Origin of the sequence: Larkinella fluvii, from assembly GCF_051857545.1 — a bacterium.
In the GTDB taxonomy this organism is placed as follows: Bacteria; Bacteroidota; Bacteroidia; order Cytophagales; family Spirosomataceae; genus Larkinella.
Map to the genome: position 1 here is coordinate 1 of NZ_JBPZHB010000008.1, position 25,499 is coordinate 25,499.

Below are 25,499 nucleotides of genomic sequence, written 5' to 3' on the forward strand. Positions count from 1 at the left end.
AGCCAAAACCGATTGACTCTGAATAATTGGTTTATCCATCGCTTTCGAAAATCCAGTAGATCAAAGAACAACAAATACTTAGCTATTTATCCCGGAAGATCAAATCCTTCGTACAGTACTGATGTAAAATGATGAATATTAAATGTAAAAATAGCTAAGCGCTCTCGAAATACTTTTACATTTAACATTCATCATTTTACATTTAAAATTCTTTTCATTTCCTCTTTTGTTTCTAAAAAATCCGAACAATCGCCGAACAGGAAATGAAGTAATTACAACGGTTGTGTAACTTAGCGCAGAAAACTAATTCCTTTTCCAATAAACCTTATGAAAAACCTTTTGGTATTTTGCAGTGCGGTGCTCCTGTTGGGAGCCTGTTCAAAATCATCCATGACGGCATCCAAATCGGCCTCATCGCCAAAAGCCGAGAAAGGATGGATCAGCCTTTTCGATGGAAAAACGTTCGACGGCTGGAAAGTGGGCAAAAATGCCGACTCCTTCAAAATCGAGGATGGAGCCATTGCGGTGAATGGGCCCGTTGGACACCTTTTCTATATGGGACCGGTGAACGACCACAACTTCAAAAATTTCCAGTTCAAAGCCAAGGTGATGACCCTGCCCGGTTCCAATTCGGGGATGTATTTCCATACCCAGTATCAGGAAGCAAGCTGGCCCAAAAAAGGCTTCGAGGTGCAGGTAAACAATTCACACACCGACTGGCGCCGGACTGCCAGCCTGTATGCCATTCAAGATGTGAAAGAGACGTATGTAAAAGACAATGAGTGGTATACCGAAGAAATTATGGTTCAGGGCAAAAAGGTGACCATCAAAATCAACGACAAGGTGGTCAACGAATACACCGAACCGGAAGGCGTTGACCGGCCCAAAGACATGGCCGACCGCAAAATCGGCAGCGGCACCTTCGCCCTGCAGGCCCACGACCCCAAGAGCAAAGTCTATTACAAGGATATTATGGTGAAAGTGTTGCCGGATTAAGTAGAGACAAGAGAGTAGAGAGTAGAGAGTAGAGATAGGAAGTGTAGATTCCTGTTTTTTGTCTTTCTTCTCTTGTCTCTACTCTCTTGTCTTTTTCAAAACATCTTCCGCGCTTCCGGGTTTCTTAGGTATCAAATAACGAGAAACCCCATGCATCATTTTGAAACCCTGACGGAAGCGATGGAAAGTCTGCGCGAGCGCGGCTACACGCACGATTTTGAGCCAAAACGCGATTATCTGGAAGAAAGTGGTTCTGGCTTAAAAATAAAAAGCGACGAAATTACCGTCGATGAATTTCACCGTTTTGAAGGCACCTCCGATCCCGGCGATGAAATGACCCTGTACGCCATTTCGACGGCCAACGGCATGAAAGGCGTTTTTGTGTCACCCCAAGGCACTTATTCCAACGAGGTAACGCCCGAGCTGATGCAAAAATTTTCGCTCGCCGAGCGGCCGGAAACCAATCTGGAAGGCTCCGTAAAGCCCATTCACGGGGTCGGACTGGGGTCAAACGGGCAGTAGACAGGAAGCCCTTTCCACGATATACTTGCAATCGCCCCCCCGCGCAACGTATATTTGCTGACGACCCGGTGGCATTTATCTTATTTTTTTAAAAATAGAGACCAATCGCAACCGGCTCATCGTCAACTGCTAACTGTTTTTTGCTAATTTTGCGCTCTTTTGAGAGAGATGCTCTTTTCTTGACCGTATGAAGCTGTCCGAATTTAGGTTTGACTTACCCCAAAGTCTTGTTGCCTTGTATCCGCCCGAACGTGGGGAAGCGCGGCTGATGGTTGTTGATCGTAAAACGAAAACCATCGAACACAAACAGTTCTCCGACATTCTGTCGTATTTTGGTGACGGAGACGTGATGGTCATCAACAACACCAAGGTGTTCCCCGCACGGCTTTACGGTAATAAAGAAAAAACCGGTGCTAAAATTGAAGTTTTTCTGCTGCGCGAACTGAACCGTGAAATGCGGTTGTGGGACGTTCTGGTGGATCCGGCCCGGAAAATCCGGGTAGGGAATAAATTATATTTCGGTGACAGTGACCTGGTTGCGGAAGTAATCGATAACACAACCTCCCGCGGCCGAACCATCCGGTTTCTGTTTGAAGGCTCACACGAAGAGTTCATGAAAGCCATTGATGAACTGGGCGAAACGCCTTTGCCCCGCGAAATCAAACGCAAAACCGAAGACTCCGACCGCGACCGGTACCAGACCATTTTCGCCCAGCACGTGGGCGCCGTGGCCGCTCCAACGGCCGGTTTGCACTTTACAAAAACCATCATGAAACGGATGGAAATCAAAGGCATTCACTTTGCACCGATTACGCTGCACGTGGGCCTGGGAACCTTCCGGACGGTCGATGTGGAAGATCTGACGAAACACAAAACCGACTCCGAGAACTACGCGATTACGGATTCGGCCGCAAGCATCGTCAACACAGCACTGGACAACAACCGGCGCGTTTGCGCCGTCGGAACCACCTCGCTGAAAGCCATCGAGTCGTCAGTGTCGGCCAACGGTCGGCTGAAATCGGTCGAAGGCTGGACGGATCGGTTCATTTTTCCGCCCTACGATTTTAAAATTGCCAATTCCCTGCTGACCAATTTTCATCTGCCGGAATCCATTCTGATCATGATGACCAGTGCTTTTGGCGGGTATGATCTGATTAAACAAGCTTACGATGTAGCCATTCAGGAGAAATACAAATTCTTCAGCTACGGCGACGCGATGTTGATTCTTTAAATTAGACAAGAGAGGAAAGACAAGAGAGAAGAGACTTTTACGGTCTTTTGTCTCTTGTCTTTTCTCTTTACTCTCTTCCATGATTAACCATTACGTCATCATTGTCGCCGGAGGGAGTGGCAGCCGGATGGGCGTGAATACGCCGAAGCAGTTTCTGCCGATCGGCGGTTTGCCCATTCTGATGCATACCATCCGGCGGTTTCGTTCCTATTCTTCAGATTTACAAATTCTGGTGGTTTTGCCGTCTGAACAGATCCCGGTTTGGGAGGCCCTCTGCCGACAGTATCAATTTGACGAACCGGTTTTGGTCATTCCGGGCGGCAAGACGCGGTTTCAGTCGGTTCGGAACGGGCTGGAACAAATTCGGGCAACCGACGGTCTGGTGGCGGTTCACGACGGTGTTCGTCCTTTTGTAACAACGGAACTGATCCGTTCCGGTTTCGAAACCGCCGACCGAACGGGCAGTGCCGTTGCCTGCGTTCCGATGAAAGATTCGGTCCGGCTGGTTCAGCCCGATGGTAGCAGTCAGGCCGTCGACCGGACGAATTACCGGTTGATTCAGACGCCCCAAACATTTCAACTGGCCCTTTTCAGAGCTGCTTTCCGAACGCCGGAACAGCCTTTTTTTACCGATTGCGCCAGTGTGGTGGAATATGCCGGGTATCCGATTACGCTCATCGACGGTTCCTACGACAACATCAAGATCACAACGCCCGAAGATTTGGATATTTCAGAACTGAAAATACGCTTAATTGAGTAGACAAGAGAGTAAAGACAAGAGCGTAAAGACTTCTTTTCCGGTTTCTCTTTGTTCTCACGTCTCTTCTCTTTATTCTTACAACCATGCGCCGACTCCCGCCCGATCACTACATTGCCGGCATCCGCGCTGGCGACCGGCTGGTTCTCAGCCGCGCCATTACGCTGGTGGAGAGTCAGTTGGAAAGCGATCAGGCCCTGGCATTGGCGGTTTTGGAGCAGGTATTGCCGCAAACGGGGCAGTCGGTTCGGATCGGGATTACGGGGGTTCCGGGCGTCGGCAAAAGTACCTTCATCGAAGCCTTTGGCAAGCACCTCACGGATTCCGGTAAAAAAGTGGCGGTTTTGGCCATCGACCCAACCAGCCAACGGTCGCACGGCAGCATTCTGGGCGACAAAACCCGCATGGAAACGTTGTCGATGGACCCACGGGCCTACATTCGTCCGACGCCTTCGGGCGGTTCGCTGGGCGGGGTGGCCAATAAAACCCGGGAGACGATGCTGCTCTGCGAAGCGGCCGGTTTTGAGGTGATCCTGATCGAAACCGTGGGTGTGGGTCAATCCGAGACGCTGGTACACGGCATGGTCGATTTCTTTCTGCTGCTGATGCTGGCCGGTGCGGGCGACGAACTGCAGGGCATGAAACGCGGCATCATGGAACTCGCCGACGCCATTGCCATCACCAAAGCCGATGGTAACAATGCGGCTGCGGCCGAACGCGCCCGGCTCGACTACCAGAACGCCCTTCACCTCTTCCCGCCCGCTTCCACCAGTTGGACGCCACCGGTTTTGACCTGCTCGGCCCTCCAGAATCAGGGCATTGCTGACCTCTGGCACATCATTAACAATCATCAGACGCAGCTCACCCAAAACGGCCACCGCGACCGAAACCGGCAGCAGCAGAACCTCGACTGGCTGCACAACACCATTCGCCAGCAATTGGAAACCCGGTTTTACAACCAGCCGGGGCTGCGTGAACGACTGGCCGACGTGGAAGAAGCTGTTCGGAAAGGGGCGGTTTTGCCACTACAAGGCGCCCGGCTGCTGTTGGATCAACCTTGACTACGCATTCGATTTTCCCCCAAACGTCAGCTTCAAGCCAAAGTCTTTGCCTTTGGAGACATCCGTCAGCGTGATCCGGTTTCCGGCGGCATTCCAGGTTTGCTGAACCGAACTGCCGTATTTTTGGGTGAAGTAGGCCGTCAACTCCTTCAGATGCGTATCGACCGACGCCCGGTTATTGAGATAAATATCGACATCGATGCGGATGACTTTTTTATCTTTATCCAGAAAATACTGAATATCCGTGGATTCCAGATTCGGGTAGTCGAGGGTGTAGCCAATGTGGGAGGCATCTTCCTCAAAAGGTTCCAGCGTCTCTTTCTCCTTCACCACGGCTACGGCATCGCCCAGGTTGACGCCCCGGAACAGCCCGTCTTCCGGCCCCACCAGCTTTTCCAGCCAGTCGCTCACCGGCACTTCCAGTTGCGAATCGGCCCGGTTCGGGAGAATTTCGGAGGTATCGGCCGGGGTGGTTGCCTCCGACGTTTGTTGTTTACTCTGACAGGCGTTTAAAGAAAGCACTGTCGCCAACAGCGCACTGTAGATAAACGTTTTTTTCATAGAATTCAGGTTGTGATACGGTTTGCGGTTTTCCGTTTACGGTATACAGTGTGGTATCGGAGCTACCTTGTTCGGATCAGCACGCGTCAGCTACCGAATACCGTAAACGGAAAACCGTAAACCGAATCCATTCGTTACGATGACGCTCCGCGTGAACGACCGCCACCAAAAAAGCCGCTGCGGCCACCGGATGGGCGGCTGATTCGCGAACTGGTTACGGTGCTGCCGACCCGGTTGGCGCGTTCGTAGGTCTGCGGACTGTTGTAGACGCCGGAGCGGTATTGTTGTTCGTTGGAAAACCGGGGCGTCGTCGACCGTCCAAGCATGTAGCCCAGACTGCCCCAGAGCAAGACGCTGGACAAACCGCTACCGTGGTGATAGCTCGATGGGTTGTTAAAATACCGGCTTGTCGACGAATCGGACTGCACCAGCCGCTTGGCCGCCTGAACGCTCAGGGTGTCGCGGTGGCCATCGGCGTAGTTGACAATGGCACCGGCCTGTTTCGGATCGACCTGAACCTCATCCGTAATTTTGAAATTGCCCGGACTGGTTTCGGTGATATACGTCCGAACGCCTTTTCCGAACTGGTCCGAAGACTCCGCCCGGTCGGATTGTTCCGTTTCCGAGTCATTGGAACCACCACAACTTTGCAGAAGCACCGTGCCGTTCAGCAATGCAATGCTCAGTGTGGTGCTGAGGGTGATGTCTTTCACCCGGCGTAAAATGCTGTGTTTTCGAAATGGTGTCATGAGCTGGAAAGCGCTATCGTATAGACGAAACTACGGAGAAGGCCGGGTGGTTGCAAGAAGTTACCGGATGAAAGGAAAAAAGAATGGAAGAGGCTCCTTTTCTGAATTATGAACAGAACCCGAACCATCGGCGCGTAAATTTGATGGGAGTTGCCGTATTTTTGTGAATCATGCCTGACCGCGACGCCCTGATCGAACACCTACTCCACCGGATTTCGGCCCTTCAGTCGGAAAATAGTCCATTTTTTCCACCGGGCCTTTTGCCTTCCTTCCGGCGAAATCCGCTGCTGATGGGCTACAGCCGCCCGGATACCAACGTCTTTTTTACAGCCATTACGGTGTTTACCCTGCAACAGATTCGGCCGAAGCTGGCACCGGTTTTACAGGAAAAGGTGGACGGTATGGTTCAAAAAGCCATTCAGCACTATCCTGATTTTCAGAACAAAGACGGTTTAAAAACTTATAATTTTTACAAAACACCGAAACGGGGACAACCTTCAGGTCACTTTCCCAACGGCCATCTGCTCCACCGCATCGACCACTTCCGGTTACCCGACGATGCCGACGATACGGCGATGGTCTACCTCACCAGCAAGCCATCGCGCGAGGATTTGATTTGGCTGAAACACAAACTGACGGAACACGCCAACCTGGCCACCCGGCAGGTGGAAGACACCTACGCCGATTACGTCAACCTCCGGGCCTATTCGACCTGGTTTGGTAAAAATATGCCCGTCGAGTTCGACGCCAGCGTGTTGTGCAACCTGCTTTTCTGCATTTTCCAGTACCAGTTGCCGCTCAACCAGCACGATGACGACAGCCTGGCATTCATCCGGTCGGTCATCCAAACGGGGCGGTATCGGCAGGAGCCGTTCCGGTGTTCGCATTCGTATCCGCGCGCCACGCTCATTCTCTACCATGTAGCCGGTTTGCTGGCAGCTTTTCGACCGGAACCGCTGGAGTCGATTCGAGAACCGCTCATTCGGGATGCCTACCAGATGCTCGAAGACGGTTTGCCGGTGATGGATCAGGTCATTGTCTCGACTTCCCTACTGCAACTGGGCGAAAAACCGCCCCGGATCGACGTTCGGGCCATTCCCGAAACCGACATCCGGGATTATTCCTTTTTCATTGCCGGGATGCTGACGGCTTCCCAAAATCCGCTCCTCAACCGCATGGCGCAATCCCGGCTGGTTCGGATGGACTGGACCTGTGAAGCGCATTCGCTGGCGTTGCTCGTCGAGTATCTGGTGTATTCGCAGGGCTGTTAGGTTCTTGAATTAGAATCGACTCAAGCCGACATTTTGCCCCCCAGCCCCTAAAGGATGTGTTTTCTTGTGCTCCAGGCTCCCCCTTTAGGGGGCTGGGGGGCAAACGCGGGGCAGAACGTAACCTGCCGGGCCTCTGATCAGAGGCCCGGCAGGTTTGTACTACGTACTACGATCAAAGATCCCCGATTACCAGCCCGGATTTTGCTTGATGGCCGGGTTCTGGGCCAGGGTGTTCAGCGGTATGGGCCACAAATAGTGCTTGGTTTCGTCGAAAACCGGGTTGGCCCAATCCGTTCCCTGATACACATCGATGTAGGTTTTTTTGGAGACCGGATCAACGGCGGTTTTGATGTTGGCCTTCGGATAGCGGGCAATCGCGGCAGCATCCCAGCGGATTCCCATGGTTGGAATGAGCAGTTTCTTGCCCTGTTTCCAGCGTTTGAGGTCATTGTAGCGGAAGCCTTCCATGAACAGTTCGATGCGCCGTTCCCGTCGGATTTCGGCAATCAGCGGAGAGATTCCGTCCGCCGTGTAACGTGGGTCGACCGGCACCTTGCCCATGTCCAGCCGCGCCATGCCGACGCGGTCACGCAGTTTGTTGATGCTGAGGTCGAGGTCGGCCTGGGTGATTTTCCCCAGTTCGGCCTGGGCCTCGGCGTAGTTCAGCAACGCTTCGGCAAAACGCAGAATGATGGCAGGCGATTCGGCGGTATCGAACGCTTTTCCGATCATGTCATCCGCGTTGTAATGCTTGATGATGTGGTAGCCCGTCGTCGACACATACCCGCCTTCCATACCCTGAATCCGGGGATACGGACGCCCGTCGGCCAAATGGTATTTGTACTTGACCGCATCTTCGGGGTGCAGGACGGTCTGGCGCAGGCGCGGGTCCCGATTCTCGAAAACATCTTCAATTTTATCGTCGCCTTTATAAAGCGGAGAGAGCGTAATGGGCAGCCCATCCGTACAGAGGTAATCTTCCACCAAGCTTTTGGTGGCTCCCCCGGCGTATTCAAAATACGACTGCACGTGGTTGGTAAATACGCCCAACTGGTATTTCCGCCAGTACATCACTTCCGGATTGCCCGCCAGATTCAGCACGCGGTGGTAAGCGTTGTAGTCAGTTTGCGGATTGCCGGTGCTATACAACCGGTAGGGTCCCTTGTCCATCAATTCTTTCGACGCATTGGCCGCTTCCTGGAGCCATTTGGCGGGGTCGGTGCCGCCGTGGTATTTGCGCCAGGTGCCTTCGAACAGACAAACCCGCGACTTCACCAGCAACGCACACCAGCGGTTCAGCCGACCCGGCGCGTTGCCGTCGCCCCAGCTATCGGGCAGTTTAGTAGAAGCAAAATTGAGGTCTTCCAGTACTTTGTTCATCACCTCTTCGCGGGGCGTTCGGGCGGCATTCAGTTCGGGGGAGTCCACGTTGAGTTCTTTGTCCACAAACGGCGCATCCCCAAATTTCGACACTTTCTCGGCGTAAAACCACCCTCTGAAAAGCCGGGCTTCGGCAATGTAGCGGTCTTTAATCGCCTGAGCAACCGCAGCTTTGTCATAGTTGGCCAGACCGACGTTGATGGCCCGCACGAAATTCCAGCCTTTATAGCCAAACTGCTGGGGGTCGGTCGGAATGGTATGTTTCCCGGAGCGCACCTGCTGGAAAAGATTGTGCCGGGCATGTCGGGGCGCCATGTTGTCGGCAAATTCATCCTGGAACCAGATGCTCGCCCAGTGGCTGTCGAAACCGTTGTAATGCCCGTGTAAAATCGGGACGTTGTCGTCGTTCCGCGCCAGGTCATACAGGCTGTTGTTGTAGACCCGCAGGTCATTTTCGGTGTTCCAGAACGTCTGGTTCGTGATGCGATCCAGTGGATACCGTTCAAGAAACTCGTCATTGCAACCGCTGAATAGAAAGGCGGCAACCACGAAAAAGCCGGATAAAATGCTATATTTTTTCATGTTGATCGTCGTTTATCGGTCATTAAAAGGAAACATTGAGCCCCAGCGTAGAAATGCGCTGCATCGGATATTCGATAGCAGCCGACTGAATCGTCTCGGGATCGAGCGGTTTCCGCATTTTGGTATATTCCCACAAGTTCATGCCCGTTGCAAAAATCTGGGCCCTGCCAATCCCGATTTTCTTCATCAGGCCCTGGGGCAATTCGTAGCTCAACGTGATGTTTTTCAGACGGATGTAGGCTGCACTTTGCAAATACCGTGACTGCACCTGCACATTCTTTTTGTCGTTGGTTGAAATGTGTGCCGCCGGAAAATAGGCATCCCGGTTGTCTTCCGTCCAGGTGTCGGTGATGTAGTATTTCTCGACGTGTCCGGCGTTGTAGGGAAAAAACCAGGTCCAGTTGTCAGACGTCGGCCAGTGGTCTTTTTTGCCAATGCCCTGGAAGAACAGCGTCAGCCGAACACCCTTGTAGCCAATCCCGCCGTTGAGCCCGAAAGAATACCGGGGCGTGGTGTTCCCGATCACTTTCCGGTCGCCGGGATCACCGAGCGTGTTCTTTCCGAACGTGATGTTGCCGTCGCCGTTCAGATCCTTATACCGGATGTCGCCGGGACGCCAGTTGGCCCCGATGTTGGTCTGTTTGGGAGCCTGTGCCACCTCGTCCGTTGTCTGGAAAATACCGGCAGTTTCAAATCCCCAGATTTCGCCCAGCTTCTGACCGACGTAGTAAATGTTGCTGTTGTTGGGCAAGGCACCGGTGGGGTTATTGAACCGGGTAATCTCCGCCGTCCAGTCCGACAATGCCAGCGTAACATCGTAGCTCCAGTCGCTTTTGAACTTATCCCGCCAGGTCAGCGACAACTCCCAGCCGTTGGTCCGCAGATCGGCTGCATTTTCTTTCGGGGCCGCGGTTCCCAGAATCGCCGGGTACGACACGTCCATCAGCATGTCTTTCGTGTCGCGCGTATACACATCCAGGGACGCATCCAGCCGTCCGCGCAGCATCGTCACATCCAGACCGATGTTCTTGGAAATAACGGTTTCCCACGTCAGCGACGGACTCACCAGCCCGGCCGCCGATACAAACGGAATCAGGGCATTGGTGAACATGTACGGCGACTGTCCGGTCCCCATCGTGGCCACATACGGATAGTAGTTGGTGCCCAGCAACTGATTGCCCAGCGTTCCGTATGAAGCGCGCAGTTTCAGGTTGTCGAGCCAGCTTCCGGTTCCGGCCATGAATTTTTCGTTGCTGATCCGCCAGCCCGCCGACACGGAGGGAAAAAAGCCAAACCGGCTGTCTTTCGGAAACCGGGAGGTGCCGTCGTAGCGCCCGTTGAATTCGATCAGGTATTTCTCTTTGTAATTGTAATTCAGCCGGTAAAATGCACCCCGCAAAGCCACGTGCGACTTGCTGCCGAAGGTCTGCTGGGTTCCCGTCGTCGCATTCAGATCAATGACCTGGGGCGTAATCAGGGCGCGGGCCTGCGCTCCGGTGTAGCGGTTGATCCCCCGTTCCTGGTTAAAGCCGACCATCGTCGTCAGGTTGTGATTGGTCGGCAACGGGACTTTGTATTCGGCATACGCGTTGAAAACGTAATACTGGTTGTATTCATTCTCGTTCCGAATCCAGTCGTCACCGCTAAAACCGTTGCTAAGCAGGTTAGCCGCCAGCAGGTTGGCATCCACAATGTCGACCTTGCTCTGTACGTCCTGGTAGTTGCGGCTAAAAATGTTGTAGGAAAAATCGGACCGGATTTTGAGGCCCCGCAAAGGCGTCAGGGTGACGCCCTGGGTCAGCCAGAGGTCGTTGTTGGTGAAGGTCGTCCGTCCGCCGTCAAGCAGATACGGAAAGAAGTTGGTGCCGCCGAAATACTTCCCGATGTAGGGTGCGTATTTCTCACGGTCGCCCGGCGTGATGTAATACTCCAGATCCGGGAATTGAATGGCCGCAATGGGGTTGACGCGTGCCAGCGAGTTGATGTTGACGTCCCAATTGTAGAAGTGCGGTTTGTCGCTGTTTTGCGAGTTGAAGATCACTTTGCTGTCCAGTTTCAGCCACTCATTGACTTCAAAATCCGCCTTCATCAGCATATTGTAGCGTTTGAACTTCTCGTTGTTGTAGCGCAGATACCCGTCTTTGGAAAAGTAGCCGAGCGACACCAGGTACCGCGCCTTGTCCGTACCGCCCGAAACCGACAGATCGTGCTGGCTGGTGGGCGCATAATCGGTCATGATGCTGTTCTGGTAGTCGTTGTAGCCATAAAACCGGAGAACGCCGTTGACCACTTTCCACTGGGGTGCCGTGGCCGGATTTTCCGAAAAGGCTTTCGTTCCGGCCACCATGTCGTCATCGTAGGCGGGAACCCCGCTCGAACGAATGTTGGCCTGGTTCCGGGCCTGCACAAACTGGTAGGGATCGGTGACGACATCCATGTTGAAAATGGGTTTTGCCAACGAAAACTGCGTGTTTAGCGACACATTGATCTTGCCGCTTTTGCCGCTTTTGGTCGTCACCAGCACCACCCCGAAGGCCGCCCGTGCTCCGTAAACGGCAGCCGCAGACGCATCTTTCAATACGCTGATGCTTTCGATGTCGTTGGGGTTGACCCGGTTCAGATCCATCGGAACGTTGTCGACCAGGATGAGTGGAGAACCGCCGTTGATCGACTCGTAGCCTCGGATGTTGAAGGTGATGGGCTGGGCCGGGTCGCCGTTGCGAACCCCGATGTTCAGGTTCGGAATCACGCCCTGCAACCCCTCACCCACCGACGCAATCGGCCGGTTTTGAAGCCGTTTGCTGTCGGCAATCCCCACGGCTCCCGTCAGGTTCACTTTTTCCTGCGTACCGTAGCCCACGACGACCACTTCCTCCAGGGCTTTGGTATCGACTTCCAGGGCAATGTCGAGGGTCGAGCGCCCTCCTACGGCGATTTCCTGTTTGAGGTATCCAATAAAACTCACCACCAGCGTTGCGTTGGCACCGGGCAGTTTGAGGGTGTATTTCCCCGCATTGTCCGTTGTGGTGCCTTGCGTGGTGCCTTTGATCACCACACTGACACCCGGCAGGGCTTCCCCGGTTTCAGTCGCCGTGATGCGCCCCGAAATAGTCTGACTCCTGGCTTCGTTTGCCAAACAAGCCAGTCCGAAAATACCGATGAACAGTATCACGCGCCTGGCCTGACTACTCAAATGTAGAAGCTTGTTCATAAAATAAGGAGATTAGAGATGGTAAAGTGAACGAAATAAAAAAGGCTAAGGGGACTTAAAATGAACCAAAAGAATGGTAATACGACCGAAATAAACCGCTAAAGAAACTCGCTACCCAAAACTGGATTTTTTACGCAATAAAATAAAACTTACGCAATACACTACTTATTTATTTCATATAGCATCAAAGTCAAACCCAATTTAAACCTACTGAATTGGAACTATTTAAATCCGTCGATGCAAAGATTGCCGCCCTTCCTGCTGCCCGTCCACATTTTTTGAATAATTTGCCAGGTGTTGGCTAAATCCGAAGCAGGATGCCAACACCGGCCCGGCTGGCTTCGTCCGACAAAGACCTGCGGGTTTTCCATTTATTCATTCTACAACCTAGTCCGAATTTTGTATGAAAAAAGTTTTGCGCGTGATGACGAAGTTCCTCATGATGGGGTGTGTGGCGATTAGTGCCTGCCAGGGTCTTGAAGGGCCCGAAGGACCGCAGGGACCGCAAGGCGTAGCCGGGGCAACCGGTCCGAAAGGTGATAAGGGTGACACGGGGGCGAAAGGAGCAGACGGCAGTTCGAACGTGCAACAGATCAATTATACCGCCCGCAACCACGAAGGAATGACTGATTTGCTGTTGCCGTTGCCCCAGGCCATCAACCGGGACATTGTCGACCGGAGCGTATTTTATGTCTATGTCAAACAGTCGGTTCCGAAAGCCAACAACGAAGAGGATTCCTTCTGGTTTTCCATTCCGGGCGAAACCATCAAAGGCAATGCCTATACGCATTTTGTTTTTCCCGGGAATAGCCAGACCCTGGCTGCGGTTTTTCTGCGCCGAACCTCCAACTTCCAGGCTGGGAACGAACATTTTGAAGCCATTCGCGTGGTGATTGTGACGGCCGACAAGCAGAGCAACGGCCGGAAAGCCGCCATCGATTACACCAATTATGAAGAAGTCCGGAAAGCGTACGATTTGCCGGAGTGAAAGGCTGGTTTACCGTTTTCGGTTTTCGGTGGCTGACGCATGCTGGCTAACGCACGAATGGAATGCGTCAGCCACCGAAAACCGAATACCGAAAACTACAGTTACCCCAACTCCGCCAGCAAATCATCCGGCAGCAGGGGCAGGTATGGCGTCAGGGGTTCAGTGGAGGTGAAAGCCGACAACCGGAGCAGCCGGCTGCCTGCGGCATCATATTGTAACTCGACGTAAAACAGATCCAGGGCGTAGAGGAGGTAGATATTCGTTTCCTCGTACCGATTGGCCAGCACCGACCCCCGGAACCACAATTGTTCCTGCTGGTGTCCGTGGGGGAGTCTCAGAAAATCTTCTAGCTTCATCAAGGTCAATTGCACGTTGGGCTAAATATCAGTATTTTTCCCGCCTATTCAAGTCTTTTTGTCAAAAAAACCGTTCCTAAACCTCTTCTTATGCGATTCAAATTTCGTTACGCAGCCGCGATCGGATTTATGCTGATGGCACTGCAAACGTGGGCCGATGTCCGTTTGCCCAAGATTTTCGGCTCCCATATGGTGTTGCAGCGCCGGAAACCCGTTCCGGTTTGGGGCTGGTCCGACCCAAACGAGAAAATAACGGTCCAGTTCAATAATCAGACCAAAACCACGAAGGCCGACAAATCCGGAAAATGGATGGTCCGGTTGGATCCGACCGAAGCCGGTGGCCCTTTCGCTCTGGCGGTGGCCGGTAAAAAAAATACGGTGACCTTCGACGATGTGCTGGTGGGCGAGGTCTGGGTTTGCTCGGGGCAGTCGAACATGGAGTGGGTGGTCAAATCCTCGACCAATGCCGCTCAGGAAATTCAGGAAGCCAACTATCCGCTCATCCGCCATTTCAAGGTGCCGCACGACCTGAGCCTGTCGCCGAAAGACGATGTGCTGGGTGGTGAATGGCAAGCTGCCACGCCCAAAACCGTCGGTAATTTTACGGCGGTCGGCTACTTTTTCGCCCGCGAATTGCTGAAGGAACTCAACAACGTACCCATCGGTCTGCTCAACACCTCCTGGGGCGGCACCCAGTCCGAGTCGTGGACAAGCCGGGAAGCGATGGACAGTTTCGAAGAGTTCAAACCTGTTGTGGCCACCATACCAAAGACACTCGAAGAGTTTGCCAACAAACGGCTGGAGCAGTTGCAGACGCAGGTCAAGTCGGTACAGGGCGAATTGCCCGGCGCGGCCGACGTTCAGCAGTGGTCGGGAGCGGATTTCAACGATGCCAACTGGCAGACACTCCGGTTGCCCGACCTATTCGACCGGAAAGCCATTCCCGGTTTCGACGGCGTGGTGTGGTTCCGGCGCGAAATTACTGTTCCTGCGGAGTTGGCGGGCAAAGAAATGACGCTGACGCTGGGGCCGGTTTTCGATGCCGACGAAACCTACCTCAACGGTGTTAAAGTGGGCAATACGACGCAGACTGGTCAGGCCCGAACGTATACGGTTCCGGGCGGCACGTTGAAACCGGGTCGGAATGTCATCGTTGTTCGTGTGGACGACCAGAACGGAACGGGCGGTTTTACGGCCAAAGAAGATCAGTTTAAACTGTCGGGGGCTGGCCAGGAAATTTCACTGGTCGGCGACTGGAAATACCGCATTGCCGATTACAACCGGAATCCGGCCCTGGTGAATCCGAACATGACCGGCACGATTTTGTACAACGCCATGATTCACCCGCTGATTCCCTACGCCATTCAGGGCGCGATCTGGTACCAGGGCGAGTCGAACGCCGGGCGGGCTTACCAGTACCGCAAGACCTTCCCGCTGATGATTACCGACTGGCGAACCCGCTGGGGACAGGGCGATTTCCCGTTTCTGTTCGTGCAACTCGCCAGCTTCAACGCGGCCAACGGGACCAGTGCCACCGGCAGCACCTGGGGCGAACTCCGCGAAGCCCAGACCATGACGCTGGCTTTGCCCAATACCGGCATGGCCGTGACCTCCGACATTGGCGAGAGCAAAGACATTCACCCGAAAAACAAACAGGATGTGGGCAAACGACTGGCTTTGAATGCCTTGAAAACCGTTTACGGCCAAAACCGGGTCTATTCGGGACCGGTTTTCAAAGCAATGGAAGTAACCGGCAATAAAGCCGTGCTGACATTCGACCACGTGGGCGGAGGGCTGCAATCGTCCGACAAATACGGGTATCTGAAAGGATTTGAAGTGGCCGGAGCGGACCAGAAATTTCACTGGGCCAAAGCCGAAATTCAGGGCGATAAAGTCATCGTGTCCTCCAGCGAAGTAACAACGCCCGTTTCGGTACACTACGGCTGGGCCGACGACAATGGCGAAGTCAATCTCTACAACAAAGAGGGGCTTCCGGCGGTGCCGTTCCGAACCGATACCTGGCCGGGAAAAACGGAAGCCGGGCGGTTTAAATAAGGGTTGGCTTACGGAATCTGTCGCCAGTTGGGCAACTCATCGCGGGTGATGACGTCTTTGTCGGTATACACCGCCTTGAGTTGTTCCACCGATTGTTTTTTGATGAAATCGGCACCGGTCCAGACGGAAAACCACGACCACCAGGTGCCAAAATTCCGGATTTGATCCGGTTTTGGCAGATTGCCGGTTTCCGATAAGGCGACCAGTTTTTTGCCGGCAAACGGCCCCTGCGCATTGGTCCAGTTGCCACTCAGCGACGACGTTGGATCGGTGTAAATATCGAGCCCGACCACATCGACGTACGAATCGCCGGGATACCAGTCCGGGTGGATCGAGTCGGTGGCGGTATAGACCCAAATCAGGTTGTGCAACTGGTGATGGTTCGTTAACCGGTCATACAGCAACCGCCACAGTTCCTTAAACGGCCCGGCCCCTTTGGCTCCCCACCAGAACCAGCCGCCGGATGCTTCGTGCAGCGGTCGCCACAACACGGGAATATCGGCGGTCTGAAACTTTTTGAGTTCACCGGCAATCGTGTCGATGTCCCGGATCAAAAGGTGATACCGTTCGCCCTTGGGATCGGCCAGGGTGGCCGCCAGATCAAAGGTCGTGGCCCGGGTGTAAAAACCGCTCCACCAGAGCCTATCGGGAGCCTGATCGATCAAATCAGTGGGTGCATTCCAGTGCCAGAGCAGGCTGATGATGCCGCGCCCCTCCCCTTTCCGCGCCCAGGCCATGCACGCTTCGCTGGAGCGCTGGGGGGTAGCTCCGTTCTGAACCCGGCTCGGTGAATAGTCCATCAGGTCAAACGAGCCGATGGCGGGTTCCTTCCCGGTTTTTTCCAGAATATACTCGACATCGTCCTGCTGCCCCGAAATCACCTTGCTGCCATATTGATCAACCAGATACGAAAACAACGCTTTGGTCGACGCTGTCGCCTGCGGATTGACAAGGGTTTTGGACGGTTTTGTTGGCAATCCGACGGTCGTCGGTGTCAGTTGCAGATAATCGATGCTAAAATAGCCCCAGCCCCGGAAAATGGTCACGGTGTTCCGGCCATCGCGCACCTGGAATTTACCGGTTTTTGCCAGACCAAAACCGGTATTCTGCGTGAGCGTACTGCTGACTTTTTCACCATTCACCTGAAAATCAACCCCTTTATCACCAGAAGGAGCTGAATACCCGATGGATAATGCATACAAGCCCGCCGTGGCGTCGAAGGTTAGCGTCAGTTGATCGGTTGCCGCATCAAAACCCGTTACGTAGCCGGTTCCGGAAAAACCGGGTAGCGATTTGGCAATTTCCACCCCGGACAGTTGGCCGGTTTCTGCTTCGATCTGAATGATTTTTGGCGCTGTTTGGACAGGGACAGGTTCCGGTTTAGACGCCGGGGCACAGCCTAAAAAGCCGATCAGTAAAAGTGATAGCATCCGTTTGTGTAAACTCAGCATGAGGCAATAACGTAGAGTTCGGCGGGTTACAATAGGGTTCATCCCTCCGGGATTTATTGAATCCAAAAATCCCGGAGGGATGAACCCTATTGTAGCCCCCGGTTGAAACCGGGGGCTAGATGAATGAGGTGTTTCTAAAATCCCGTAGGGATGGCCGATAGAATAACCAGAAATTAGTAAATACGTTATTTAATCAACATCAGGTCATCGAAATAGAAGGTTTCATCCTTCGCATCCGGCCCCTGAATCCGGAAACCAACCTGCGTCAGTTTCTTGCCCGCCGACCAGAAATCCAGATCGGAGAGTTTGATTTTGAAATACGTCCAGACCCCGGCTTTCACGTCGATCTTGTTTTTGTCGTCAAAACCACCAAAACCGGCTTTGCTGGCGTCGGTGGTCAGGTAGAGCGAATAGTCGGCGGAAGCGCCTTTGATCCAGCCCGAAACGTAGGTATAATCGGCGGAATACGAAATGGCCGAAGCCGACCAGTTGGCAAACGCGATCAGGTGCCAGTTGCCTTTCTGGAAGTTTTTGCCAACCGACGCCGTTCCTGATTTAAATTCGGTGGTTGAAACGGCTCCCGCATCACCCCAGGAACCGTCCTGAAAACCAGCCCCGTAGGTATCGCCAAAAATCATGTATGCCTTATCTTTATTCACCATCTCCTGGGTCGTTCGCAACAGCCCCGTGCTGTTGGTAATGTCCAGGGTGGCCCGGTTCACCGCCGTTGCCGGCATTTTGACAACCAGCTTTTTCTTCTCCTTCGAAACAATGGTGGCGGCATCCGATGTGCCGGTCAATTTAACTGAGGTAACATCATCCAGGTTGTTACCCGTAATCGTAATTTCCGAGTCCCTGGTAAAGTTATAATTGGAAACCTCCGAAACCGTCGGATAGGCCAGCACCCGGAACGGCACCGAAACCGTCCGGCCTTCGCTGTTTGTAAAAATGACGTTCTGCACACCCCCTACCACTTCGTCAGGCACCCGGAAAATAAGCGCCTGATCGGTATTTAGAGTCGGCTGAAACCCGGCGGGAACGTTGTCTTTTTCGAATACAATGCTGCGCATATCGCCCAAGCCAGAGCCGGTCAGCGTAATGACCGTTCCGCCAGCCGCCGAGTCGGGAGCCAGTTTGGTGGCAACGGGATTTCCCGCCGTATACTGCGGCCGACCGTCGGTATCTTCTTCGCAGGCAGTCATCGTGAGGCCCGTCAACAGGGTCACGAACGACAAGCCCGCCAGTTGTTTAAATCGATTGAATGTCATTGGAAATGGTTACGTTTAGAAGATAGATGATAGAAGTGAGACAAGAGACTATTGACTTCCCTTTCCTCTCTTGTCTCACTTCTCACTTCTCTTGTCTAGTTATAATAGGGTACCGGATCTTTGCCCAACTCGGGGTCCTGAACAATTTCACCAGCCGGAATCGGCAGGTACATCTTGTCTTCGGTGAAGGTGGTGATGTAACTGGCACCGGTTACCGTTCCACGGTTCTGCTTTTCGATCATCGCTTTCGCTTTGGCAAAACCCTGGCGCTGAATGTCGTACCAGTAGTCGCCCTCGAAGGCAAACTCAACCCGGCGTTCGTGCAGGATCTGGTCCAGCGTTAGCGACGTCCGGGGCGACAAACCCGCCCGCGTCCGAACGGCATTCACGGCCTGCAACGCCTTGGCATCGGAGGTGGAAGCGGCTCCGGCAAGGGTCGCTTCGGCATAAATCAGCAGAATATCGGCGTAGCGCAACAACACCACATTGTTGCCCGAATTCTGACCCAAAACCGACTCACCACCGAAACTTTTGCCGGGACCGGCAAAGTATTTGACGATATTGGAACGGGTCGGGCTCAGACTCCCGCCGTCTGCCGTGGGCTGGATCGTATCGTATTTGAACCCACCGGCCATAAACTCATTGTATTTCGGGGCGTTGACGCGCTGCGGTTTCCAGTTCGGATTGGTCCAGCCGTGTTCCATCACCGACCATTTCCGGCGCAGATCCCCAAACTCATATTCTTTCAGCAAATCCAGTGACGGAATGTACATCTCCCAGGCATCGGCTTCGGCCGTCCGCAGAGCGCTGGCGCCACGATCCGGATTTTTGATGTTTCCCGTTCCCCAGGGGTCCTGCGCCAGTTGGTGCTGAATCGAAAATAACGCTTCCGGGTTGTTGTTCATGCTCATTTTGGTAAACATGCCCGTGTAATCGCTCACCAGACTGTATTTCCCGGAATTGATCACTTCCTCGGCCTTCGCTTTGGCGTTCGCGTAGTCTTTGTTGTACAGATACAACTTGGCCATCATGCCTTTGGCGACATTTTTCGTCAGGCGACCGGGCACGTCGGATTCGGGCAAACCAGCTTCGGCCTGTTGCAGTTCTTCCAGCGCAAACCGCAGCACGTCTTTTTGCAAATACCGGGGAATGTTGAAATTACCCGACAAAGCCGTGGCACCCGGATCGGTAATGATCGGGGCGGCACCCCAGGTCCGGGCGATGTAGAAATACAGCGTTCCACGAATAAAATGGCATTCCGCAATCGCCGGATCGAGGTAGGAAGCACCACCCCCGGCGGCTTTTTTCTCCTCGAACGTCTTGATCATCACGTTGGAATACCCGATGATTTTGTAAAACGCACCCCAGGCGGCACCAATCCGCTCGGAGGCCGAGGAAACCGTAAAGTTCAGGTACTCGACGTCGGTGTAGGTAAACATATTGCCGGACATCACATCGCCGATGGCATCCTGCGCCCGGCTTTCGTAATTCCGCCAGGGCAAACCGCTGTAGAGCGTGCTGGTTGCAGCCCGAACCTCTTCCGCGTTATTGTAATAATTTCCGGTGGTCGTCCCCGAGAGCGAAGGCCGCTCGATAAAGTCCTCCATGCAGGAAGCCAGCAGCATCGCCGAAATGGCCAGGGCGTATATGGATTTTCGTTTCATGTTTCTTATTGGTTTACGGTATTCGGTTTTCGGTATACGGTTGGTGATTATAACTAGCTATTCGTGCGTCATCAACCGTAAACTGAAAACCGTAAACCGGCTACTTAAAATTGTACATTCGCACCGATCGTAAACGTCCGCGGATTCGGGTAGTGACCCATGTCTACGTTCATCAGCTTGATGCTGTTGTTGAACGAGCCGATTTCGGGGTCGTAACCGGAGTAATTCGTGAACGTTTTCAGGTTCTGGATCGACCCGTAAATCCGCAGATTCGTCATTTTCACCTTGCTCAACAGCGTTCTCGGAAGCCGGTAGCCGAGCGTGATGTTCTGAATCCGCCAGTACGACGCATCCTCCACGTAGCGATCTGACATGGCCGTATTGTTTTTGTTGGTGACCGTAAACCGGGGCAGTGCACCATCCGTGTTGGTTTCGGTATAGCGGTCCGTTACGGTTCGCATCTGGTTCGACCAGGCATTGTTCAGCCCTTCCAATTGCCAGCGGAGGAAGTTGAAAGCTTTGGCGCCCTGGCTCCCCTGAAGGAAAAGCGAGAAGTCGAAATCGCCGTAGTTGAGGGAATTGGTCAAACCCCAGGTGAATTTCGGGAGCGGACTGCCGATAAAGGTGTAATCCTGCGCGTCGATTTTGCCATCGCCGTTGATGTCCTTGTAGCGAATGTCGCCCAGCCAGGTTTCGTTCTGGTTCACCTTGTAGCCAAACTGCGGCAAGCTCTTGTCCAGATCTTCCTGCGTGCGGAACAACCCGTCCGTCACCAGCCCCCAGAACGAACCCACCGGATTGCCGGGCGTCGTGTGCGTGATCAGGTAGTTGTTGTAGTACACTTTCCCATCCAGCGCCGAAGCCGCACTGGCAGCCCGGTCGTAGGTATTATTGAATTGCGTGAACACCAGGTTGGTTTTCCAGGTAAAGTCGCCTTTCTTGATGTTCGTGGTCGTAATTCCGATGTCGATCCCGGTGTTGGTCATCTGTCCCGCATTGCCCAGGGGCGCTTTCAGGTCGTCCCACTGGTCGCCCACGCCAATCAGGTTGGGGCCGGTCAGGAAGATGATCATGTCGGACGTCACTTTTTTGTAGACGTCGATGGTCGCGTCGATCCGGCCGTTCAGGAAACCGAGGTCAACCCCCACGTTGGTGGTTTTGACGGATTCCCATTTCAGGTTCGGGTTCGGAATCCCGTTGATCATGTTCGAGGAGCCGAAGCCCACCGGACCGGAGAAGAACTGCACCGCTCCCACATACGCCGGATTGGGCGCACCACCCGGAAAGTTCTGGTTCCCCACGGTTCCGTAACCAGCGCGCACTTTCATGAAATTCAGCACGTTAGCCACACTGCCTTTCATAAATTTTTCGTTCGAAACCGTCCAGCCAGCCGACACGCCCGGGAAATTCCCCCAGCGGTTATTCGGGCCGAAGTTGGACGAACCGTCGGCGCGGAAACTGGCCGACAGCGAATACCGGTCGTCGTAGGTATAGTTGGCCCGCGCAAACCAGGATTCCATCGCCCAGTGGCCTTTCCCACCGCTCAGGCCCCAGGTCGTCTGGTCGGCACTGCCGGTGTTGAGGTCAAAAATATTGGCCTGCAAATCCACTTTCGTGCCCGACATCGACTGGTAATACGACGATTGCGCCTGATGTCCCACCGTAGCCTGAATGCCGTGTTTGCCGATGTACTTGTTGTAATTCAGGTAGTTGGTGATCGAATAGTAGTAGCTGTCCGAGCGCGAATCGATCAGTTTGCTCCGAAACGACGTGCCGCCCACATTCCCGGCTTTCTGGAAAGCAACGTTGTTGTCCTGGCCCAGTGAATACGAAAGTTCGTTCCGCAAGGTCAGGTCTTTCATCAGTTGCAGTTCGGCATACAGACTCCCGAACACGTTGTTCGAGGTCTTGGTATTGCCCCGATACTGGCTGTTTCCGACCAGATTGGAGTTGCTGTACTGCACCCCGCCGACGGTTTGACCACCGCCCCACGAACCGTCCAGATTTTTTACGGGAACCAGCGGGCTGGTAACGGCTCCCCACCAGATCGTCCCTTCAGCCGCATCGGCCAGTGATACATTCTGAATGCTGCGGGACACGTTGGCGCTCAGGCCAACTTTGGCCCAGCTTTTCAACTGCGTGTCGAGGCTAAACCGGCTCGAATACCGTTTAAAATCCGAACCCAGCAGAATCCCCTTGTTGTCGAAATAGTTGAGTGACAGGTAATACGTCGTTTTCTCGCGTCCACCCGAAAAGCTCAACTGCTGGTTGTTGATTGTTCCGCGCTGAAACATGGCGTCCTGCCAGTCAGTGCCTCTCCCCAGCAAATCCGGGTTTCTGAACTCGTCCGAAACCGGGTTTCCGATGATCGGCAGCACTTCATTCTGGTAGCGGGCAAAATCCCGCAAATCCATCAGATCCAGTCGCCGGGCCACTTCCGAAACGCCGGTATACATCTCGTAATTGATCTTTCCTTCGCCCGACTTGCCTTTTTTGGTGGTCACCAGAATCACCCCATTGGCGGCCTGAGAACCGTAAATGGCCTGCGCCGACGCATCTTTCAGGACGTCGATGCTCTCGATGTCGTTGGGATTCAGCATCGCCATGACACTGTTTCCGGTTTGCCCATCGCCCCCGCCCAAACCGGCGTAGCCCGTACTGTTCGACGTGTTGCCCCCAACAAACGGCACACCGTCGATTACGAACAAGGGGTCGTTGCTGTTGATGGAGGTTACCCCGCGCACTTTCACCGAAACGCCACCGCCCGGTTGGCCGCCGTTGCTGGTTACCGTTACCCCGGCTGCTTTGCCTTGTAGTAACTGGTCGATCCCGGCCGCCGGAATGTCTTTCAGCTCGGTGGCTTTGATGGTCGTAATGGACGAGGTAACGTCGGAGCGTTTGGCCGTTCCGTAGCCGATCACCACCACTTCATCCAGCGACTGGTCGTTGGCGAGCAGCGTAATGGTCAGGTTGGTCCGGTTGCCAATCGCGACTTCCTGCGTTTTCATCCCGATGAACGAGATCACGAGCACGTTGGCTCCCGCCGGGGTGTTGATCGTAAACCGCCCTTCGGCGTCCGTCGTGGTGCCCTGCGTAGTGCCTTTAACAGACACAGTTGCACCAGGAAGCGTGTTGCCTTTGTCGTCGGAAACCACCCCTTTGATGAGGGCGTTGACATCGGATTTTCCGACGGTTGCATTCTTCAGTGATGCCATCACCACCCGGTTTTTCGCCGGTTCGGCAACGGTACTGGTTCGGGCCTGCGCGTGAACTGATGTCCAGTAGCCCAAGACCAAAACCCCCGAAAGCACATGTTTTATCATAGTAAGTAAAATAAAGGGACAAAAAAGCAGCACCTCTCCAAAAAGCTGAGCTTGAGAGTAGTGAGTATTCAATCGGATAAAGGTGAAAATTCAGACCCTTGGCAGATCAGGTGCCCGGTCAGTCAAGTGGAGTTAGTTCGGCATGGCCTACAAAATAAAAAGTATGGGTTTAGGTGTATTTGTCAGACTTACCCCCACCCCCTGAAGGGGGCTTAAAAATCTGGGTTTTCAAAGCCCCCCTTTAGGGGGTTGGGGGCAGACTTATAAAACCGCCAGTGTGTTCCTCACCAGTTTCTGCATCGGCAGCGAAATCATGACCGAGGTGCCTTTTCCGGGTTCGCTCTGCCACATCACCTGACCGCCGAGGTAGGCAATCCGGGATTTGATATTTGCAATGCCATTGCCTTTCGACGGATTGTTTTCAAAATCGCCACCCCGTCCGTCATCGTCCACACTGATGAGCACCGCTTCGTCATTGGTCATAATCTGTACGGTAATCGTCTCGGCTTCAGCGTGTTTCAAGGCATTGTTCAGCAATTCCTGCACGACCCGGTAAATCATCACCGAAGCTTCGTCGCCCAGATCGGGTACTTCGCCGTAATGTTCCAGCGTCAGAGCGGTTTCATTGACCAGATTTAACTTCTGCACCAGATCTTCGAGGGCCGGAATCAGTCCAAAATTCGAGAGCGCATAGGGCCGCAAATCGCTGGAAATCAGCCGGGTTTCCGTACAGGCTTCGTCCAAAAACTGGTTCAGCGGTTCCTTCACCGACAAGGGTAAAAGCTCCTGATGCGCTTCCACAAACAGTTTGATTCGCGAGAGTTGAATGCCCAGCCCGTCGTGCAAATCCCGGGCAATCCGGCTCCGTTCCCCCTCCTGCCCCTCGATCATGGCCTGCAACGACTTCAGTTCCAGATCCCGAATCTGTTGCTGCGCAATAACCGTCTGCTGGTGCGAAATCAGTTTCTGCTGACGTCGCAGAAACACCAACGCACCAACACCCAACACACTGATGACCAATCCACCAGCCAACATGGAATTCAGGATGTGCTGGTGTCGGCTTTGCTCCTCAACCAATTGTTTTTCAACCGCCAGCGTCTTCACCTGACTGTCCAGTTCCTGCAACCGGATGCTTTTGGTCTGTTCAGAATAGTAAAACTGGTTCGTAAAATCCAGCGTCTTCAAAGACGACCGATAGGCATTTTTGAAGTCGCCCTGGTACGAATAACTATCGGCCGAATGCCGGGACAATTCCCGCAGCATAGACACGTTTTTCTCCGATTCGGCCAGCTTGTAACTTTTCTGATAGGCGGCAATCGCGGCTTCCGGGCGGTTTTTAAATTGCTCGACCAGCCCCAGATAAAAGTAGTTCAGGGCAATCATCCAGTTGGTCTTCAACTGCCGGGCCATATTCAGACTGCGGATGGCAAAGTACTGCGCCGAATCCGGTTGTTTATTCCGTAAATAACTGTTGGCCAGCAGATTCATAGCAAAAGCCTGTGAGTACGCCTGCTTATAGTGGGCACTCATCCGCTCGGTTTCCCGCAATTCGGTGATCAACTTCTTCGGAATCAACTCGTTTTTCTGCGCCAGATTCGCAAATGCCAGGCGGCATTCGATGATCTTCGGGTGGTTTTGTTGCCGCTTGAAATACTGCAGCGCTTTTCCCAGATACTGCTCCGCGTAGGGCTGCATAAACAGATCCTGCGAATAGTAATCGCCAATGGCAATGTGGACGTTGTAATACCCCAGCGAATCCCCCTGCAGGTGGTAGTATTTCATCCCGTTGAAATTGGCATCGAGCGTATACTTGTTGTAACCGTATTGCTGGTGATAAAGCCATCCCAACTCTTCGTAGGATTTGGCGGCTTTCCCATACTGCTTCTCCTGCACCCACTGCCGGATCTGGCTTTTCAGGCTAACAATGGCCGAAGAATCCGATTGCGCCAGTACGTTCTGCCCCAGGCCCAGAAGCCCCAGGAGCAACACCGCACCCAGGCACCTTTGTCGGACTAGCTTACGTACCAGTTCTGCCATTTTCAGAGTCGTTAAATGCTATACAACTGATGAATC

General features: G+C 53.5%; 18 protein-coding genes. 8 read left to right on the plus strand and 10 right to left on the minus strand.

Translation table 11 applies throughout. The features are described 5' to 3' along the window. The first annotated feature begins 327 nt into the window (after positions 1-327). From ACS5NO_RS21270 to meaB, 5 genes are all read left to right on the plus strand, one after another. A complete protein-coding gene (locus tag ACS5NO_RS21270; protein WP_439417008.1) occupies positions 328-996 on the plus strand; it encodes a 3-keto-disaccharide hydrolase in 669 nt (222 codons plus the stop codon). Between the two features lie 150 nt (positions 997-1,146). Next, the gene (locus ACS5NO_RS21275) at positions 1,147-1,518 is read left to right on the plus strand and encodes a hypothetical protein (RefSeq protein ID WP_150880637.1); all 372 of its coding nucleotides are present in this window, start codon (positions 1,147-1,149) and stop codon (positions 1,516-1,518) included. Between the two features lie 187 nt (positions 1,519-1,705). Further along, a complete protein-coding gene (gene queA / locus ACS5NO_RS21280; protein WP_439417009.1) occupies positions 1,706-2,749 on the plus strand; it encodes a tRNA preQ1(34) S-adenosylmethionine ribosyltransferase-isomerase QueA in 1,044 nt (347 codons plus the stop codon). 79 nt (positions 2,750-2,828) lie between these two features. Further along, positions 2,829-3,509, plus strand: a complete 681-nt coding sequence (locus ACS5NO_RS21285; RefSeq protein WP_439417010.1) for a 2-C-methyl-D-erythritol 4-phosphate cytidylyltransferase — start codon at positions 2,829-2,831, stop codon at positions 3,507-3,509. An 83-nt stretch (positions 3,510-3,592) separates the two neighbouring features. Then, on the plus strand, positions 3,593-4,567 hold the full coding sequence (gene meaB / locus ACS5NO_RS21290; RefSeq protein WP_439417011.1) for a methylmalonyl Co-A mutase-associated GTPase MeaB: 975 nt from the start codon (positions 3,593-3,595) through the stop codon (positions 4,565-4,567). Here the strand turns inward: meaB and ACS5NO_RS21295 are convergent, their stop codons facing one another. Together ACS5NO_RS21295 and ACS5NO_RS21300 are read right to left on the minus strand one after the other, a co-directional pair. Continuing rightward, positions 4,568-5,128 carry a hypothetical protein gene (locus ACS5NO_RS21295; protein ID WP_439417012.1) on the minus strand — a complete coding sequence of 187 codons (561 nt, stop codon included), beginning with the start codon at positions 5,126-5,128 and terminating at the stop codon, positions 4,568-4,570. It abuts the gene before it with no gap. 134 nt (positions 5,129-5,262) lie between these two features. After that, positions 5,263-5,877, minus strand: coding sequence for a Cj0371 family chemotaxis-regulating polar lipoprotein (locus tag ACS5NO_RS21300; protein WP_439417013.1), 615 nt, complete (start codon positions 5,875-5,877; stop codon positions 5,263-5,265). 170 nt (positions 5,878-6,047) lie between these two features. Here ACS5NO_RS21300 and ACS5NO_RS21305 point away from each other — a divergent pair, with 170 nt between their 5' ends. After that, the gene (locus tag ACS5NO_RS21305; protein ID WP_439417014.1) at positions 6,048-7,148 is read left to right on the plus strand and encodes a hypothetical protein; all 1,101 of its coding nucleotides are present in this window, start codon (positions 6,048-6,050) and stop codon (positions 7,146-7,148) included. Between the two features lie 186 nt (positions 7,149-7,334). Here ACS5NO_RS21305 and ACS5NO_RS21310 read toward each other — a convergent pair whose 3' ends face one another. Next, positions 7,335-9,110, minus strand: coding sequence for a RagB/SusD family nutrient uptake outer membrane protein (locus ACS5NO_RS21310; RefSeq protein WP_439417015.1), 1,776 nt, complete (start codon positions 9,108-9,110; stop codon positions 7,335-7,337). A 22-nt stretch (positions 9,111-9,132) separates the two neighbouring features. Further along, complete coding sequence (locus ACS5NO_RS21315; RefSeq protein ID WP_439417016.1) at positions 9,133-12,321, minus strand: SusC/RagA family TonB-linked outer membrane protein; 3,189 nt, start codon at positions 12,319-12,321, stop codon at positions 9,133-9,135. Between the two features lie 403 nt (positions 12,322-12,724). Here ACS5NO_RS21315 and ACS5NO_RS21320 point away from each other — a divergent pair, with 403 nt between their 5' ends. Continuing rightward, positions 12,725-13,309 carry a collagen-like triple helix repeat-containing protein gene (locus ACS5NO_RS21320; protein ID WP_439417017.1) on the plus strand — a complete coding sequence of 195 codons (585 nt, stop codon included), beginning with the start codon at positions 12,725-12,727 and terminating at the stop codon, positions 13,307-13,309. Positions 13,310-13,410: 101 nt separating this feature from the next. On the opposite strand, the gene ACS5NO_RS21325 is transcribed toward ACS5NO_RS21320, so the two are convergent. Then, complete coding sequence (locus ACS5NO_RS21325; RefSeq protein WP_114410123.1) at positions 13,411-13,665, minus strand: hypothetical protein; 255 nt, start codon at positions 13,663-13,665, stop codon at positions 13,411-13,413. 90 nt (positions 13,666-13,755) lie between these two features. Between ACS5NO_RS21325 and ACS5NO_RS21330 the strand changes: the two genes are divergently transcribed. After that, complete coding sequence (locus tag ACS5NO_RS21330; RefSeq protein WP_439417018.1) at positions 13,756-15,720, plus strand: sialate O-acetylesterase; 1,965 nt, start codon at positions 13,756-13,758, stop codon at positions 15,718-15,720. A gap of 8 nt (positions 15,721-15,728) precedes the next feature. Here the strand turns inward: ACS5NO_RS21330 and ACS5NO_RS21335 are convergent, their stop codons facing one another. The 5 genes from ACS5NO_RS21335 to ACS5NO_RS21355 all read right to left on the minus strand — a co-directional run bounded on the left by ACS5NO_RS21335 (position 15,729) and on the right by ACS5NO_RS21355 (position 25,463). After that, on the minus strand, positions 15,729-17,150 hold the full coding sequence (locus ACS5NO_RS21335; protein WP_439417019.1) for a glycosyl hydrolase: 1,422 nt from the start codon (positions 17,148-17,150) through the stop codon (positions 15,729-15,731). 206 nt (positions 17,151-17,356) lie between these two features. After that, positions 17,357-18,439, minus strand: coding sequence for an IPT/TIG domain-containing protein (locus ACS5NO_RS21340; protein WP_439417020.1), 1,083 nt, complete (start codon positions 18,437-18,439; stop codon positions 17,357-17,359). 95 nt (positions 18,440-18,534) lie between these two features. Next, complete coding sequence (locus ACS5NO_RS21345; RefSeq protein ID WP_439417021.1) at positions 18,535-20,103, minus strand: RagB/SusD family nutrient uptake outer membrane protein; 1,569 nt, start codon at positions 20,101-20,103, stop codon at positions 18,535-18,537. A gap of 104 nt (positions 20,104-20,207) precedes the next feature. Further along, positions 20,208-23,426 carry a SusC/RagA family TonB-linked outer membrane protein gene (locus tag ACS5NO_RS21350; RefSeq protein WP_439417022.1) on the minus strand — a complete coding sequence of 1,073 codons (3,219 nt, stop codon included), beginning with the start codon at positions 23,424-23,426 and terminating at the stop codon, positions 20,208-20,210. 261 nt (positions 23,427-23,687) lie between these two features. Then, positions 23,688-25,463 carry an ATP-binding protein gene (locus ACS5NO_RS21355; protein WP_439417023.1) on the minus strand — a complete coding sequence of 592 codons (1,776 nt, stop codon included), beginning with the start codon at positions 25,461-25,463 and terminating at the stop codon, positions 23,688-23,690. Positions 25,464-25,499 lie beyond the last annotated feature (36 nt).